Source organism: Citrobacter freundii complex sp. CFNIH9, from assembly GCF_002903305.1.
GTDB classification, from domain to species: Bacteria; Pseudomonadota; Gammaproteobacteria; order Enterobacterales; family Enterobacteriaceae; genus Citrobacter; species Citrobacter portucalensis.
In genome coordinates this window covers 3,574,862-3,589,180 of sequence record NZ_CP026238.1, presented here as the reverse complement: position 1 = coordinate 3,589,180, position 14,319 = coordinate 3,574,862, and the positions used below count along the sequence as shown (strand labels likewise).

Here is a 14,319-nt window from a genome sequence, read left to right as displayed (position 1 = left end):
ATGTCGTTAAGTTTGGCTTTCAGTATCGATGAACTGATCGTTAACTTTTATATTTTTACCCGGCACCGGACTACCTCTTTATATTTATAAATTCTCCTGCGATATTCTTAGGCAATTGCTTAGCTTGCGGATTTGTAAGGCTATTTTAAATTATTACTTTTTTTCTTGACCTTCCACTTGCTGGAAGGTTGATACTCTTTATACGCAAGTACGGATAGCAGTATCTAATACAATGATGTATAGCGATTGATTAATGAAATGACTAAGCAATTTATACAGTAACTCGTTATAGGTAGAATTAACACGATCCCGATGGAGTAATATTAGTGACATGTTAAATAATCCTACAATAGCTGGTTGCTGAAACTAATCCGGTAAATATATTTAACTAATGGGGTATTGGCGGCGATGATAAGAAAAAATAAAATTTTAATTGCAATGCAAATTAGTATGCTGGCATGGTCTGGTTATACGTTTGCAGCAGACAGAGTGTATGTAGCAAATGAAGGTGCAGATTCAGTTAATGTACTTGATGCTGCGTCTTTAAAGACTGTAGATAAAGTACATGTTGGTAAAATGCCGCATAACGTTCAGGTGTCACCAGACAATAAAACAGTTTGGGTAACCAACCTTGGTGCTAACGGGACACATTCATCAGGCTCTGAACATATGGATATGAGTAAAGATGCCCATTCTGAGAAAATGGATATGGGCAAAGATTCTCATGCAGGCAAAAAGGAACATGGCGAAGTTTGGGTTATTAATGCCGAAAATGATACGGTTATTGCAAAACTTCCGGTTGGCGCACACCCTGCGCATGTTGTCGTCACCCCTGATGGGAAAATGGCGTATATCTCAAATAGTGCAGATAACACTATCAGCGTGATTGATGCAGAACATTTGAAAAATTTAACGACAATTAATGTAGGTAAATTCCCTCATGGCCTCAGAGTGAGTCCTGACGGTAAAGAAGTTTATATCGCGAATATGAAAGGGGGCTCGGTATCCGTTGTCGATACAGCGAGTAATAAAGAAGTCGCGCAGATCCCATTAGGTAAAATGCCAGCCCAGGTAGGTTTCTCACCGGACGGAAAACGGGTGTTTGTTTCCCTGTCTGGTGAAGACGCTGTAGCGGTGATTGATACAGCAACGCGTAAAGTTGTGAAGAAAATTAATGTCGGTACCGTACCAATCCAGCTGTTTGGCACTCCGGATGGTAAAAGCATGCTGGTAACCAATCAGGGCTCGAAGAGCAAGCCGGGTAACACAATAAACATGATTGATATCGCAAGCCTTACGGTAGCGAAAACCATCACCACTGGCAATGGGGCCCATGGCGTGGTTGTTGATAAAAATGGCAAATATGCTTACGTAACTAACTCATTTGCAAACTCTGTTTCGATGATTGACATTAATGAGCGTAAGGAAGTGAACACGCTCCCGGTAGACAACAACCCAAATGGTATTAGCTGGGGCTCTGTCGAAGTGACGCCTAAATAACTGTGCTAGCATTTATCAATACCCGTCATTCGCTGGCGGGTATTTTCATGAATATTCTATAAATAAAGGAACGACAGATGAGAAAGCCGGAGCGGACAAAAACGCTGCCTAGTAAGTTCAATTTTGATGATACTGTAAACAGACTCGTCAGCGTATTGAATGCTAAAAATATTCGTATTTTTGTGCAGGTTGATCAACAGCAAGCGGCAACGGAAGCAGGTCTTGCTCTGCGACCGACGATGTTATTTCTGTTTGGTAACCCAAAGGGTGGTACTCCTGCCATGCAAGCAAATCCTCATGCGGCAATAGAGTTACCCCTAAGGGTGGTTATTTGGCAGGATGATAATGGTGATACCCATATAGATTATCAGGATGCAAGTACTGTTCTGGAGTTTGACTATGGTGTTGCACATAATATTGTTGCTCCAGTTAGCATCCTGACAACCCTTCTTAACGAAGTGGCCGGTAATTAATTGCAAATAACACTAAATGCCTCGTGGATATTTAGTGTTATTTTTCTGCGTTTATTATGCAAATATTTAACCCGCTATAATAAACCTATTGAATAATACATATGATGTTCATTACTCTTCAATGTTTGTCGATTCGTCTATTTTATAAATAGAAGGGTTTTTGTTTGCAATATTATGTGAAGAGTATATCTTGACGCTCAGATATTAATATGTAAGTTATGAGGATAGTTATGAAAAAGACATTAGTCACATCATTGGCCGCTTCTTTGTGTTTTCTCAGTCTGTCTGCCTTTGCTGCTACAGAAATCTCGCAACAAGAAGCCAATAGTTTAAAGCATGTCAAGTCAATCACCGTAACGGAAAATACGGTGAATCAATGTATGCACAAAATTTCGAAAATGGCAGATAAAGAAGGTGCTGATTTCTTTGTTATTAAGAACTTCTCTTCTATAGGCAATGGTTCTCAGGCTGTAGTGACCAGCGAACTCTATAAGAAGTAAACAGCTGTTTCCCCCGTTTTAATTATTGATTAGCGAAAGTGCGTTGTTGTACCTGCTTTCGCTTATTAATAATCAACAAATGTTTGTCAGTCATTTGCAAGGCGGGCTTTGTCAGCCCACTCGTCTGACGAATTCCTGATGTGTTGGTACTCCTTGCCATTTCTGGCAGAAAAAAAATGTGAGTTCAGGCCGATTTAGCACATGCCATCTATACCGATTTACTATCGGTTATCGGGATAAACGGTATTGGTAATCGATTGCGTAGTCTCGCTATAACAATGCGGTACGCTACGTTATTTCGATTACTCAGTATTAAGGACATCTCATGAGCCACTCTCTTTTCTCGCAAAATCCCTGGTATAGCGCTGATATCATTCGTGGTTACAAACCGGATTTTACGCCGCGCGTAGCCTTTATCCTCGGCTCAGGCCTGGGGGCGTTGGCGGATCAAATTGAGGATGCGGTTGCCATCTCTTACGAGAAACTACCAGGGTTCCCGGTGAGTACCGTACACGGTCATGCTGGTGAACTGGTGTTGGGAAATCTGGCGGGAATTCCGGTGGCCTGTATGAAAGGACGTGGACATTTCTATGAAGGTCGCGGTATGACGGTGATGACGGATGCCATTCGTACGCTGAAACTGCTGGGCTGTGAGCTGCTGTTTTGCACCAATGCTGCAGGCTCTTTGCGTCCCGAAGTCGGACCGGGTAGCCTCGTTGCGCTTAGCGATCACATCAATACGATGCCGGGTACGCCGATGGTAGGGCCAAACGATGAGCGTTTTGGCGAGCGATTCTTTTCACTGGCGAATGCCTATGATGCTGACTACCGCGCGATCCTGCAAACTGTTGCCGCTGAGGAAGGATTCCCGCTGAGTGAAGGGGTTTTTGTCTCTTATCCGGGGCCGAACTTTGAAACCGCGGCAGAAATCCGCATGATGCAAATTATCGGTGGTGACGTGGTGGGGATGTCGGTGGTGCCTGAAGTTATCTCTGCGCGCCACTGCGGTTTGAAAGTGGTTGCGGTGGCGGCCATCACCAACCTGGCGGAAGGTCTGGGTGATGTTAAATTATCTCACGCGCAGACGCTGGCTGCAGCGGAACTCTCCCGGCAGAATTTCATCAATTTGATCTGCGGATTCTTGCGCAAACTGGCCTGAATAACTAAAAAATGACCCCGCTTGCGGGGTCTTACTTTATGGCAAGGAACGGAAAAATGGGTATCGCATCTCGCTTAAAGCTCATGTCGTTTTTGCAATATTTCATCTGGGGAAGCTGGTTGGTAACCCTGGGTTCCTACATGATTAATACCCTGGATTTTACCGGCGCGAACGTCGGTATGATTTACAGTTCGAAAGGGCTGGCGGCGATTATCATGCCGGGCATTATGGGCATCATTGCCGATAAATGGCTACGCGCCGAGCGCGCCTATATGCTTTGTCATCTGGTGTGTGCGGGCGTGTTGCTATATGCCACAACCGTTACCGATCCGCAGACCATGTTTTGGGTGATGCTGGTTAACGCAATGGCGTATATGCCGACGATTGCGTTATCGAATAGCGTCTCATACTCGTGCCTGGCGCAATCAGGTCAGGATCCGGTCACCGCGTTCCCGCCAATTCGTGTGTTTGGCACCATAGGTTTTATTGTGGCGATGTGGACAGTCAGTTTGATGGGACTGGAACTGAGCAGCGCGCAGTTGTATATCGCTTCAGGCGCATCGCTGCTGCTGGCTCTGTATGCGCTTACGTTGCCGAAAATCCCGGTTGCTGAGAAGAAAGCAAACACCACGCTTGCCAGCAAGCTCGGTCTGGACGCCTTTGTTCTGTTTAAAAAACCGCAGATGGCAATCTTCTTTTTGTTTGCGATGATGCTGGGGGCGGTGTTGCAAATCACCAACGTCTTTGGCAATCCGTTCCTGCATGATTTTGCCCGTAATCCTGAGTTTGCCGACAGTTTTGTGGTGAAGTACCCCTCCATATTGCTTTCAGTTTCGCAGATGGCGGAGGTGGGCTTTATTCTCACTATTCCGTACTTCCTTAAACGCTTTGGCATTAAAACGGTGATGCTGATGAGCATGCTGGCATGGACGCTGCGCTTTGGCTTCTTTGCCTTTGGCGATCCGTCGCCGTTTGGTTTTGTGCTGCTGCTGATGTCGATGATCGTCTACGGCTGTGCGTTTGATTTCTTCAATATCTCGGGATCGGTATTTGTCGAGCAGGAGGTTAGCTCTAACATTCGCGCCAGCGCGCAGGGGCTATTTATGACGATGGTCAACGGCGTGGGCGCTTGGGTGGGTTCAATCCTGAGCGGGATGGCGGTAGATTACTTCTCTGTCGATGGCGTTAAGGATTGGCAAACCATCTGGCTGGTGTTTGCCGCGTATGCGTTAGCACTTGCGGTTATCTTTGCATTGTTCTTTAAGTACAGGCATGAGCCTGAACGACTGGCACAGAAATCACCGGCACATTAACACTCCATTGGCGGCGGGTTCTGATACCCGCCGTTTCATTATCTGCGAGGCAATGTGGTAACTTTGCGCATTATCCTTATTTCAGGAGCGCATTATCCATGGAACGTACGCACCGTATCGATCTGAAGTTACTGCGTTATTTTCTTGCTGTCGCAGAAGAACTGCATTTTGGACGTGCTGCTGCTCGCCTGAATATGTCGCAACCGCCGCTCAGTACCCATATTAAAGAGCTGGAGCAACAGCTCGGCACTTTGCTATTTATCCGTCATTCCCGCAGCGTGGCGTTAACTCACGCGGGAAAGATATTGATGGAAGAGTCGCGCCGACTGTTATCCAGTGCTAATCAGGCGCTGGCGAGAGTGGAGCAAATTGGTCGTGGTGAGGCAGGGCGAATTGAGCTTGGCGTTATCGGTACAGCGATGTGGGGAAAAATGCGTCCGGTGATGCGGCGTTTTATGAAGGATAATCCCAATGTTGAGGTGCTGTTTCGCGAGAACATGCCCGCGATGCAGATGACGATGCTGGAACGGCGTGAACTGGATGCGGGAATTTGGCGGATGGCTACGGAGCTTTCTCCCGGGTTTACCAGTTTGCGTTTGCATGAGTCCTCTTTTCTGGTTGCCATGCCGGAAGAACATCCTCTTACTGCCTGTGAGTCCATACCGCTGGAGGCGTTGAGAAATGAATATTTTGTCACAATGCCTTCCATTCATACTGACTGGGCATTTTTGCAGCGAGTTTGCCTGAGTGCTGGATTTTCCCCGATGATTATTCGTGAGGTGAGGGAGCCGCAAACGGTGCTGGCGATGATCAGCATGGGGATTGGTATTACGTTAATTGCTGACAGCTATGCGCAGATGAATTGGCCTGGCGTGGTATTTCGACCGTTAGAGGAACGTATTCCGGCGGATTTGTATATTGTGTATGACCAACTGCAGGCGACACCCGCGCTGGAGAAACTGGTAGCGGCATTGACGATGTGATGTCTGTGCCGGATGGCGACTGACGTCTGATCCGGCCTACGCGTGTTGTGTTGTCTGTGCCGGATGGCGACTGACGTCTGATCCGGCCTACGCGTGCGGTATTGTCTGTGCCGGATGGCGACTAACGTCTTATCCGGCCTGCGTGTGTAGTGTTGTCTGTGCCGGATGGCGACTGACGTCTTATCCGGCCTGCGTGTGTAGTGTTGTCTGTGCCGGATGGCGACTGACGTCTTATCCGGCCTACGTGTGTAGTGTTGTCTGTGCCGGATGGCGACTAACGTCTTATCCGGCCTGCGTGTGTAGTGTTGTCTGTGCCGGATGGCGACTGACGTCTTATCCGGCCTACGCGTGTTGTGTTGTCTGCGCCGGATGGTGGCTGATGTCTTATCCGGCCTACGCGTGCGGTATTGTCTGTGCCGGATGGCGACTGACGTCTTATCCGGCCTACGCGTGTTGTGTTGTCTGTGCCGGATGGCGACTAACGTCTTATCCGGCCTACGCGTGTTGTGTTGTCTGTGTCGGATGGCGGCTGACGTCTTATCCGGCCTACGTGTGGGGTATTGTCTGTAGGCCTGATAAGCGTAGCGCATCAGGCGATGCAGGTTCGAATCTTATAAATCGCAGATAGCAAAAAGGCGCCTTTAGGGCGCCTTTTTACATTGGTGGGTCGTGCAGGATTCGAACCTGCGACCAATTGATTAAAAGTCAACTGCTCTACCAACTGAGCTAACGACCCGAAGTGGTGGGTGATGACGGGATCGAACCGCCGACCCCCTCCTTGTAAGGGAGGTGCTCTCCCAGCTGAGCTAATCACCCACTTCGGTACTTCAATTTTATTGTAAGAAATCCAGCTGGCGAGAAAGTGGTGGGTGATGACGGGATCGAACCGCCGACCCCCTCCTTGTAAGGGAGGTGCTCTCCCAGCTGAGCTAATCACCCACTTCTCAATTTCTTACTCTACACGGCGGAGACTACATAAAGTAGTTGGTGGGTGATGACGGGTTCGAACCGCCGACCCCCTCCTTGTAAGGGAGGTGCTCTCCCAGCTGAGCTAATCACCCCCGCTGTGTGGAGTCGCATTATAGGGAGAGTTGAAAATGAGTCAACGCATTTTCTAAAGAATTTGTTCGTTCGTCGTAAATTTAAACAAAACGATCGCAAATCAATCCATGCAGCATGATTTGTATACGAAAATGGCAAAGCGTGATGTTCCAACCTGAACAACATTGAGGAATCAGACCACAGTGATAGAATACGAGCCTGATAATCTTTCCAGGATTTGCCGGTTGTCGGCATCTTTATAAACGTAAGGCCATTTCATGAAAATCAAAACTCGCTTCGCGCCAAGCCCGACAGGTTACCTGCACGTCGGTGGTGCGCGTACTGCTCTATATTCCTGGCTTTTTGCACGTAACCATGACGGTGAGTTTGTGCTGCGTATTGAAGACACCGATCTCGAACGCTCCACTCCGGAAGCTATTGAAGCCATTATGGATGGCATGAACTGGCTGAATCTGGAATGGGATGAAGGCCCGTACTTCCAGACCAAACGTTTTGATCGCTACAACGCCGTGATTGATGAGATGCTGGAAGCCGGTACCGCGTATAAATGCTACTGCTCCAAAGAGCGTCTGGACGCACTGCGTGAAGAGCAGATGGCAAACGGTGAGAAGCCACGTTACGACGGTCGCTGCCGCCACGGCCATGAACATCATGCTGCTGATGAACCATGCGTGGTGCGTTTTGCCAACCCGCAGGATGGATCCGTTATTTTTGACGACCAGATCCGTGGGCCGATCGAATTCAGCAACCAGGAGCTGGACGATCTGATCATCCGCCGTACTGACGGTTCCCCGACCTACAACTTCTGTGTTGTTGTCGACGACTGGGATATGGAAATCACCCACGTTATTCGTGGTGAAGACCATATCAACAACACTCCGCGTCAGATTAACATCCTGAAAGCGCTGAATGCGCCGGTGCCGGTTTATGCACACGTGTCGATGATCAACGGCGACGACGGTAAAAAACTCTCTAAACGTCACGGTGCGGTCAGCGTTATGCAGTATCGCGACGACGGTTACCTGCCGGAAGCGCTGCTGAACTATCTGGTGCGTCTGGGCTGGTCCAGCGGCGATCAGGAAATCTTCACCCGTGAAGAGATGATCAAACTGTTCTCCCTTGGTGCGGTGAGCAAGTCTGCCAGTGCGTTCAACACCGAAAAACTGCAGTGGCTGAACCATCACTACATTAATTCGCTGGCACCTGAATATGTGGCAACGCATCTGCAATGGCACATTGAGCAGGAAAATATCGATACTCGCGTCGGCCCGCAGCTGTCTGAGCTGGTTAAACTGCTGGGTGAGCGCTGCAAAACGCTGAAAGAGATGGCGCAGAGCTGCCGCTACTTCTACGAAGACTTTGCTGAGTTCGACGCGGATGCAGCTAAGAAACACCTGCGTCCGGTAGCGCGTCAGCCGCTGGAAGTGGTTCGCGATAAACTGGCTGCTATCAGCGAGTGGACGGCAGAAAACGTGCACCACGCGATTCAGGCAACCGCTGATGAGCTGGAAGTGGGTATGGGTAAAGTTGGGATGCCGCTGCGCGTAGCCGTAACCGGCGCGGGTCAGTCTCCGGCGTTAGACGTCACGGTGCATGCGATTGGTAAATCCCGCAGCATTGAGCGTATTAATAAAGCGCTGGCGTTTATTGCTGAGCGTGAAAGCCAGCAGTAAGACCGGTTGAGCGATGAAACAACGGCAGGAGCGCATCCTGCCGTTTTTTTTGCCTGTTATTCAGACTCATCAATACCCAGACGGGTAAGGAAAGTGCGAATACCTTCGCGCGAAATATACATTGCCAGCTTTTCTTGTTCCGTTGGGGACATGTTGTCCAGTGCGCTAATTATCTGGCGACAGGCGTGGCTACGCACCACGTGGGTATATTCTGCCAGCGGTTCCTCAGCCTGATAAACTTCAGGGACTTTGCGAAAAGCCGGAATATTGAGCAGAAACGTACGGACGCTGGAGTCGATATGGATCAGCCTTGCACGACCCCCTTTAACGCCGGGAAACTTTTCGGTGGTCCAGTTTTGTTCTCTGATCCAACGATTGACGGTTTGTTTGGCAACCCCGAGACATTCCGCCAGTTCTTCGGTCGTCATTTTGCTGCGTAATTTTTTCATATTATTTGTTGTCGCGGATCCCTAAGCGTTGTAACAAACCCGTAATGCCTTCACGCAGGATCAGTGACGTAAACATTTTTTGTTCTGACGGAGTCATCTCTTTGGCGAGCCTAATCAGTAGAGCTTCGATAGAGGTATCGCCGGATAACGATAAATTATCTGATAAACCTTCGGCTGAACGCTCAGCACTGCGAATGTATTCACGAACTTGTTCGGTGACGTGAACCAGACGCGCTTTACCGCCCTGTACGCCTGGTTTTGGTGATGTAGCCCAACCCTCCTTGCGCACCCATTTATTGATGGTCTGTCGGCTGTATCCGGTCAGATTAGCAAGTTCTTCTGGCGTCATCCGTTCCTTGAACATAACGATTCCCTGAATAGTCGTGGGGTTAATTAGTGGCTCATTTTATAGCACCATTTTAGTAGAAACCGTGACGCGTTTAACTACTGAATGCGAGTTGTTACGCAATGTTCTTCATTTGACTGCTTTTTCAGCGATTGAATTCTATGAGTTAATTTTGCCGTTGACACACGCGAAGGGAATTCATATGATGCCGCCCGTCAACTCGACAAGCTTTACGTAATGGGGCTATAGCTCAGCTGGGAGAGCGCTTGCATGGCATGCAAGAGGTCAGCGGTTCGATCCCGCTTAGCTCCACCAAATTTAATCCCAATGAATTTGGTATGTACGTAATAGCATCGTGGGGCTATAGCTCAGCTGGGAGAGCGCTTGCATGGCATGCAAGAGGTCAGCGGTTCGATCCCGCTTAGCTCCACCAAAATTTAAACCCTCGCTGAAAAGCGGGGGTTTTTTGTTTCTGTATCCTACCTGTTCTTACCCTGTATCTCTTCGGTTTGCTGAATAGCAGGCATAAAAAAACCGGGGAGAAGAATCTCCCCGGTCTTATCAATACGACGTTGTCTTACGCTTACAGCACCAGTGCGGCGATAGATGCAGACAGTACGCTCACCAGCGTAGAGCCGTACACCAGCTTCAGACCGAAGCGGGAAACCACGTTACCTTGCTCTTCGTTCAGACCTTTAATCGCACCGGCGATAATACCGATGGAAGAGAAGTTAGCGAAGGAGACCAGGAACACGGACAGGATACCTTCTGCACGCGGAGAGAGCGTGGCGGCAATTTTCTGCAGATCCATCATCGCAACGAATTCGTTGGAAACCAGTTTGGTTGCCATGATACTGCCCACCTGCAGCGCTTCGCTGGACGGCACACCCATTACCCATGCAACCGGGTAGAAGATGTAGCCCAGGATGCCCTGGAAGGAGATGCTGTAGCCAAACCAGCCGGTCACGGTGGCGAACAGGGCGTTCAGGGCCGCGATCAGCGCGATGAAACCAATCAGCATCGCTGCAACGATAATTGCCACTTTGAAACCTGCCAGGATGTATTCACCCAGCATTTCGAAGAAGCTCTGGCCTTCGTGCAGGTTAGACATCTGAATGTTTTCTTCGCTGGCATCAACGGTGTACGGGTTGATCAGCGACAGCACGATAAAGGTGCTGAACATGTTCAGAACCAGCGCCGCAACCACGTACTTCGGTTCCAGCATGGTCATGTACGCGCCGACGATAGACATGGAAACGGTCGACATCGCCGTTGCAGCCATGGTGTACATACGGTTGCGAGACATTTTGCCGAGAATATCTTTATAGGCGATAAAGTTCTCGGACTGACCCAGGATCAGGGAGCTGACGGCGTTGAAGGATTCCAGCTTGCCCATACCGTTCACTTTGGATAACAGGAAACCAATCGCGCGGATGATAACCGGCAGAACGCGGATATGCTGCAAAATACCGATAAGAGCGGAAATGAAGACGATTGGGCACAGCACTTTCAGGAAGAAGAATGCCAGGCCTTTGTCGTTCATGCTGCCGAAGACAAAGTTTGTCCCTTCATTAGCGAATCCGAGGAGTTTTTCAAACATCTCGGAGAAGCCTCTCACGAAGCCCAGACCGACATCAGAGTTCAGGAAGAACCATGCCAGTAACACTTCAATAACAAGCAATTGAATAACATAACGAATGCGGATTTTTTTACGGTCACTGCTTACCAGCAGTGCGAGTACCGCAACCACGGCAAGGGCCAGGACGAAATGAAGAACGCGGTCCATATTTGCTCCAAATATGAGGCAGGTTTAGTTTTCGTGCACATTCTATGTAACAACCATAAAGAAAACGAGATCAAACACACACTATAATAAGGACCTGTGACGAGATTCAAAATTAGTGATCGGTGATACACTTCTGTTATGTTTAGTATGGAAGTGAAAAGTTATGTCATTGTGCTAATCTCATAACAATAATTAAACATCTCACCGGTATTTCCAGAATCCTTATCGATCCATAGACAAACGCTATCAGAGAAATCAACTTCACCCATTAAAATGAATTTGATAATCATTCTCAATAGGCGTAGCTTGAAACATAGCAAAGGCTATGTTTCTGAGGCACTAAAATGACTAACGATCGCGTTGAGAGTAGCAGTGGACGGGCAGCGCGCAAGTTGAAGCTCGCATTAATGGGACCTGCGTTCATCGCGGCGATCGGCTACATCGATCCGGGCAACTTCGCCACCAACATCCAGGCAGGGGCCAGCTTTGGCTATAAACTGTTGTGGGTGGTGGTCTGGGCAAATCTGATGGCGATGCTGATTCAGGTGCTGTCGGCAAAGCTGGGTATTGCCACGGGTAAAAACCTGGCGGAGCAAATTCGCGATCACTATCCTCGTCCGGTGGTGTGGTTCTACTGGGTGCAGGCCGAAATTATCGCCATGGCGACAGACCTTGCTGAATTCATTGGTGCCGCGATTGGTTTCAAATTGATCCTCGGCGTGTCGTTATTGCAGGGGGCCGTGCTCACCGGTATCGCGACTTTTTTGATTCTGATGTTGCAGCGCCGTGGGCAAAAACCGCTGGAAAAAGTGATTGGCGGCTTGCTGCTGTTTGTGGCAGCGGCTTACATTGTGGAACTGATCTTTTCCCAGCCGAACTTCGCGCAACTTAGCAAGGGAATGGTTATCCCGAGCCTGCCTAATTCTGAAGCGGTGTTCCTGGCGGCTGGCGTGCTCGGCGCGACTATCATGCCACACGTCATTTATCTGCACTCTTCCTTAACTCAGCATCTGCACGGCGGAACACGTCAACAGCGCTATGCGGCCACGAAATGGGATGTGGCAATCGCCATGACGATTGCTGGATTTGTCAATCTGGCGATGATGGCGACGGCTGCCGCTGCATTTCACTTTAGCGGGCATACCGGTATTGCCGATCTCGATCAAGCGTATCTGACACTTGAACCGCTGTTGAGTCACGCTGCGGCGACGGTATTCGGTTTAAGCCTGGTGGCTGCGGGACTTTCTTCTACCGTGGTCGGTACGTTGGCCGGGCAGGTGGTGATGCAAGGGTTTATCCGCTTTCACATTCCGCTTTGGGTACGCCGTACCGTCACTATGATGCCATCATTTATTGTGATTTTGATGGGACTGGATCCGACGCGTATTCTGGTGATGAGCCAGGTATTGCTCAGTTTTGGTATTGCACTGGCGCTGGTGCCGCTGTTGATCTTCACTAGCAACAGTCAGCTGATGGGCGATTTGGTGAATACCCGTTGGGTAAAACAGGTAGGCTGGGTGATTGTTCTGCTGGTGGTGGCGCTCAATATCTGGCTGTTGGTAGGAACCGCACTCGGTTTGTAAAAACAAAAGGGCCTATTGGCCCTTTTGTTACATTAATGATGATGTTTGTGGCCACGCCCGCGACCGCGGTGGTCGTCACGATCGTTCCAGCCTTCACGATAACCACGCTCATAAGCTTTGCGTTTGTCCCAGCCACGATGGTAGCCATTGTCATGACGCCACCAGCGATTTTTGCGCCACTCATAGTTATGGTGCCAGTAATCCCGGTCGCGCCAGCGGCCGCCATCCCAGTAGTTACCGTAGTTATCGCGATCGCCAATTTGTAATTTTATTGATGGCAGCAGGGTGATTTCGCCAGCGTTCGCGGCCAGCGGTGTAAAAGCCAATAAGACTGCCGCCAGAATCAGTGACCTGAACATGTTTTCTCTCCTTCACGATCGAGCCGTAGCCGGCCTGTTAACGTAATATTACGGGGCAGTAAAGCCCCGTTTCATCGCCTTAACTCTTAAATCGCAAGTGAGAGCACTTTTTGTTAATAAATGTGTCTTTATTTCAATCAACTCAGGATAGCATCAATCTCCGCGCACTCTTCAGACGTAAAGTGACGGTTTGCCAGCATACCGACAGCGTCTTCAATCTGCGCCGTTTTACTCGCGCCAATCAGCACGGACGTGACTTTGTCATCCCGTAACACCCATGCCAGCGCCATTTGGGAAAGCTTTTGCCCGCGTCGTTCTGCCAGCACATTCAGCGCCCGCACTTTTTCCAGCTTTTGTGGAGTGATCTGGTCCGGATTCAGAAAGCGACTGGTGCTTGCCGCACGAGAATCCGCAGGAATGCCGTTCAGATAGCGGTCGGTTAACTGTCCGCCAGCCAGCGGTGAGAAGGCGATACTGCCGACACCTTTTTCCTGTAATAGTGACAGCAAGCCACCTTCGACCCAACGTTCAAACATGGAATATTTGGGCTGGTGAATAAGGCATGGCGTACCTAAATCGTCGAGTATTTCAATCGCCTGCCTGGCAAGATCTGCCGGATAGTTAGACAACCCGACGTACAGCGCTTTGCCCTGACGGACGATGTGATCCAGCGCGCGCATGGTTTCTCTGAGCGGTGTTTCAGGGTCGGGGCGATGGTGGTAGAAGATATCGACATACTCCAGCCCCAGACGCTTCAGGCTTTGATCTAGACTGGCAATCAGATATTTGCGTGAACCCCAGTCACCGTAGGGACCTTCCCACATGGTGTAGCCCGCTTTTGTGGAGATAATAAGCTCATCTCGCCACGGTAAAAAATCTTCCTGCAGGATCCGACCAAAATTACGTTCTGCCGAACCCGGTGGTGGACCATAGTTATTTGCCAGATCAAAATGGTTGATTCCCAGATCGAATGCGCGCTGTAACAATGCGCGACTGTTCTCGACCTGTGTGGTATCGCCAAAATTGTGCCACAAACCCAGAGAGACAATCGGGAGCTTAAGGCCGCTTTGACCGCAGCGGCGGTACTCCATTGTCTGATAACGATTTTCATCTGCGTGATAAACCATGTCACC

The 14,319-nt window shown here is 49.3% G+C and carries 14 protein-coding genes and 6 tRNA genes; 11 read left to right on the top strand and 9 right to left on the bottom strand.

The window, feature by feature from the left end; all coding sequences use genetic code 11:
* Window positions 1–408: 408 nt before the first annotated feature.
* The 6 genes from C2U43_RS18380 to C2U43_RS18355 all read left to right on the top strand — a co-directional run bounded on the left by C2U43_RS18380 (window position 409) and on the right by C2U43_RS18355 (window position 5,928).
* Complete coding sequence (locus tag C2U43_RS18380; RefSeq protein ID WP_103285606.1) at window positions 409–1,500, top strand: YVTN family beta-propeller repeat protein; 1,092 nt, start codon at window positions 409–411, stop codon at window positions 1,498–1,500.
* 77 nt (window positions 1,501–1,577) lie between these two features.
* Window positions 1,578–1,973 carry a DUF302 domain-containing protein gene (locus C2U43_RS18375; RefSeq protein WP_032944134.1) on the top strand — a complete coding sequence of 132 codons (396 nt, stop codon included), beginning with the start codon at window positions 1,578–1,580 and terminating at the stop codon, window positions 1,971–1,973.
* Window positions 1,974–2,203: 230 nt separating this feature from the next.
* Window positions 2,204–2,473 carry a YdgH/BhsA/McbA-like domain containing protein gene (locus tag C2U43_RS18370; RefSeq protein ID WP_008785396.1) on the top strand — a complete coding sequence of 90 codons (270 nt, stop codon included), beginning with the start codon at window positions 2,204–2,206 and terminating at the stop codon, window positions 2,471–2,473.
* Window positions 2,474–2,798: 325 nt separating this feature from the next.
* Window positions 2,799–3,632, top strand: a complete 834-nt coding sequence (gene xapA, locus C2U43_RS18365) for a xanthosine phosphorylase (protein ID WP_008785395.1) — start codon at window positions 2,799–2,801, stop codon at window positions 3,630–3,632.
* A 56-nt stretch (window positions 3,633–3,688) separates the two neighbouring features.
* Window positions 3,689–4,945 carry a nucleoside permease gene (locus C2U43_RS18360; protein WP_048215824.1) on the top strand — a complete coding sequence of 419 codons (1,257 nt, stop codon included), beginning with the start codon at window positions 3,689–3,691 and terminating at the stop codon, window positions 4,943–4,945.
* 98 nt (window positions 4,946–5,043) lie between these two features.
* Window positions 5,044–5,928 carry a LysR family transcriptional regulator gene (locus tag C2U43_RS18355; RefSeq protein WP_048234780.1) on the top strand — a complete coding sequence of 295 codons (885 nt, stop codon included), beginning with the start codon at window positions 5,044–5,046 and terminating at the stop codon, window positions 5,926–5,928.
* A gap of 660 nt (window positions 5,929–6,588) precedes the next feature.
* Here C2U43_RS18355 and C2U43_RS18350 read toward each other — a convergent pair.
* The 4 genes from C2U43_RS18350 to C2U43_RS18335 all read right to left on the bottom strand — a co-directional run bounded on the left by C2U43_RS18350 (window position 6,589) and on the right by C2U43_RS18335 (window position 6,989).
* A tRNA-Lys gene (locus C2U43_RS18350) sits at window positions 6,589–6,664 on the bottom strand.
* A gap of 4 nt (window positions 6,665–6,668) precedes the next feature.
* A tRNA-Val gene (locus C2U43_RS18345) sits at window positions 6,669–6,744 on the bottom strand.
* Window positions 6,745–6,791: 47 nt separating this feature from the next.
* Window positions 6,792–6,867: transfer RNA gene (locus C2U43_RS18340), tRNA-Val, on the bottom strand.
* A gap of 46 nt (window positions 6,868–6,913) precedes the next feature.
* Window positions 6,914–6,989 (bottom strand) — tRNA-Val (locus C2U43_RS18335).
* A 258-nt stretch (window positions 6,990–7,247) separates the two neighbouring features.
* Here C2U43_RS18335 and gltX point away from each other — a divergent pair.
* Window positions 7,248–8,663 (top strand): glutamate--tRNA ligase, encoded by a 1,416-nt coding sequence (gltX, locus tag C2U43_RS18330; protein WP_008785393.1) that lies wholly within the window; start codon window positions 7,248–7,250, stop codon window positions 8,661–8,663.
* Between the two features lie 56 nt (window positions 8,664–8,719).
* On the opposite strand, the gene C2U43_RS18325 is transcribed toward gltX, so the two are convergent.
* Both C2U43_RS18325 and C2U43_RS18320 read right to left on the bottom strand, forming a co-directional pair.
* Window positions 8,720–9,112 carry a MerR family transcriptional regulator gene (locus C2U43_RS18325; RefSeq protein WP_103285605.1) on the bottom strand — a complete coding sequence of 131 codons (393 nt, stop codon included), beginning with the start codon at window positions 9,110–9,112 and terminating at the stop codon, window positions 8,720–8,722.
* Between the two features lies 1 nt (window position 9,113).
* Window positions 9,114–9,476 (bottom strand): YfeC-like transcriptional regulator, encoded by a 363-nt coding sequence (locus tag C2U43_RS18320; protein ID WP_003028277.1) that lies wholly within the window; start codon window positions 9,474–9,476, stop codon window positions 9,114–9,116.
* Window positions 9,477–9,697: 221 nt separating this feature from the next.
* On the opposite strand from C2U43_RS18320, the gene C2U43_RS18310 reads away from it, so the two are divergent.
* Together C2U43_RS18310 and C2U43_RS18305 are read left to right on the top strand one after the other, a co-directional pair.
* Window positions 9,698–9,773 (top strand) — tRNA-Ala (locus tag C2U43_RS18310).
* Between the two features lie 42 nt (window positions 9,774–9,815).
* Window positions 9,816–9,891 (top strand) — tRNA-Ala (locus C2U43_RS18305).
* A gap of 150 nt (window positions 9,892–10,041) precedes the next feature.
* On the opposite strand, the gene nupC is transcribed toward C2U43_RS18305, so the two are convergent.
* Complete coding sequence (nupC, locus tag C2U43_RS18300) at window positions 10,042–11,244, bottom strand: nucleoside permease NupC (protein WP_003834893.1); 1,203 nt, start codon at window positions 11,242–11,244, stop codon at window positions 10,042–10,044.
* 273 nt (window positions 11,245–11,517) lie between these two features.
* Between nupC and C2U43_RS30235 the strand changes: the two genes are divergently transcribed.
* Entirely contained in the window at window positions 11,518–11,592 is a 75-nt protein-coding gene (locus C2U43_RS30235; protein ID WP_418219455.1) for a hypothetical protein, read from the top strand.
* Entirely contained in the window at window positions 11,589–12,827 is a 1,239-nt protein-coding gene (locus C2U43_RS18295; RefSeq protein ID WP_103285604.1) for an Nramp family divalent metal transporter, read from the top strand. The genes C2U43_RS30235 and C2U43_RS18295 overlap by 4 nt, the downstream gene beginning before the upstream one ends.
* Window positions 12,828–12,859: 32 nt before the next feature.
* Here the strand turns inward: C2U43_RS18295 and ypeC are convergent, their stop codons facing one another.
* The gene (gene ypeC / locus C2U43_RS18290; RefSeq protein ID WP_003834889.1) at window positions 12,860–13,186 is read right to left on the bottom strand and encodes a DUF2502 domain-containing protein YpeC; all 327 of its coding nucleotides are present in this window, start codon (window positions 13,184–13,186) and stop codon (window positions 12,860–12,862) included.
* A 137-nt stretch (window positions 13,187–13,323) separates the two neighbouring features.
* Window positions 13,324–14,313 (bottom strand): L-glyceraldehyde 3-phosphate reductase, encoded by a 990-nt coding sequence (gene mgrA, locus C2U43_RS18285; protein WP_048234784.1) that lies wholly within the window; start codon window positions 14,311–14,313, stop codon window positions 13,324–13,326.
* Window positions 14,314–14,319: the final 6 nt, after the last annotated feature.

Coding starts and splice junctions, on each gene's coding strand:
- C2U43_RS18320 (WP_003028277.1), bottom strand. CDS start 9,476: ATGTTCAAGGAACGGATGACGCCAGAAGAACTTGCTAATCTGACCGGA.
- C2U43_RS18295 (WP_103285604.1), top strand. CDS start 11,589: ATGACTAACGATCGCGTTGAGAGTAGCAGTGGACGGGCAGCGCGCAAG.
- ypeC (WP_003834889.1), bottom strand. CDS start 13,186: ATGTTCAGGTCACTGATTCTGGCGGCAGTCTTATTGGCTTTTACACCG.
- xapA (WP_008785395.1), top strand. CDS start 2,799: ATGAGCCACTCTCTTTTCTCGCAAAATCCCTGGTATAGCGCTGATATC.
- nupC (WP_003834893.1), bottom strand. CDS start 11,244: ATGGACCGCGTTCTTCATTTCGTCCTGGCCCTTGCCGTGGTTGCGGTA.
- C2U43_RS18375 (WP_032944134.1), top strand. CDS start 1,578: ATGAGAAAGCCGGAGCGGACAAAAACGCTGCCTAGTAAGTTCAATTTT.
- C2U43_RS18360 (WP_048215824.1), top strand. CDS start 3,689: ATGGGTATCGCATCTCGCTTAAAGCTCATGTCGTTTTTGCAATATTTC.
- C2U43_RS18380 (WP_103285606.1), top strand. CDS start 409: ATGATAAGAAAAAATAAAATTTTAATTGCAATGCAAATTAGTATGCTG.
- C2U43_RS18370 (WP_008785396.1), top strand. CDS start 2,204: ATGAAAAAGACATTAGTCACATCATTGGCCGCTTCTTTGTGTTTTCTC.
- C2U43_RS18325 (WP_103285605.1), bottom strand. CDS start 9,112: ATGAAAAAATTACGCAGCAAAATGACGACCGAAGAACTGGCGGAATGT.
- gltX (WP_008785393.1), top strand. CDS start 7,248: ATGAAAATCAAAACTCGCTTCGCGCCAAGCCCGACAGGTTACCTGCAC.
- C2U43_RS18355 (WP_048234780.1), top strand. CDS start 5,044: ATGGAACGTACGCACCGTATCGATCTGAAGTTACTGCGTTATTTTCTT.
- mgrA (WP_048234784.1), bottom strand. CDS start 14,313: ATGGTTTATCACGCAGATGAAAATCGTTATCAGACAATGGAGTACCGC.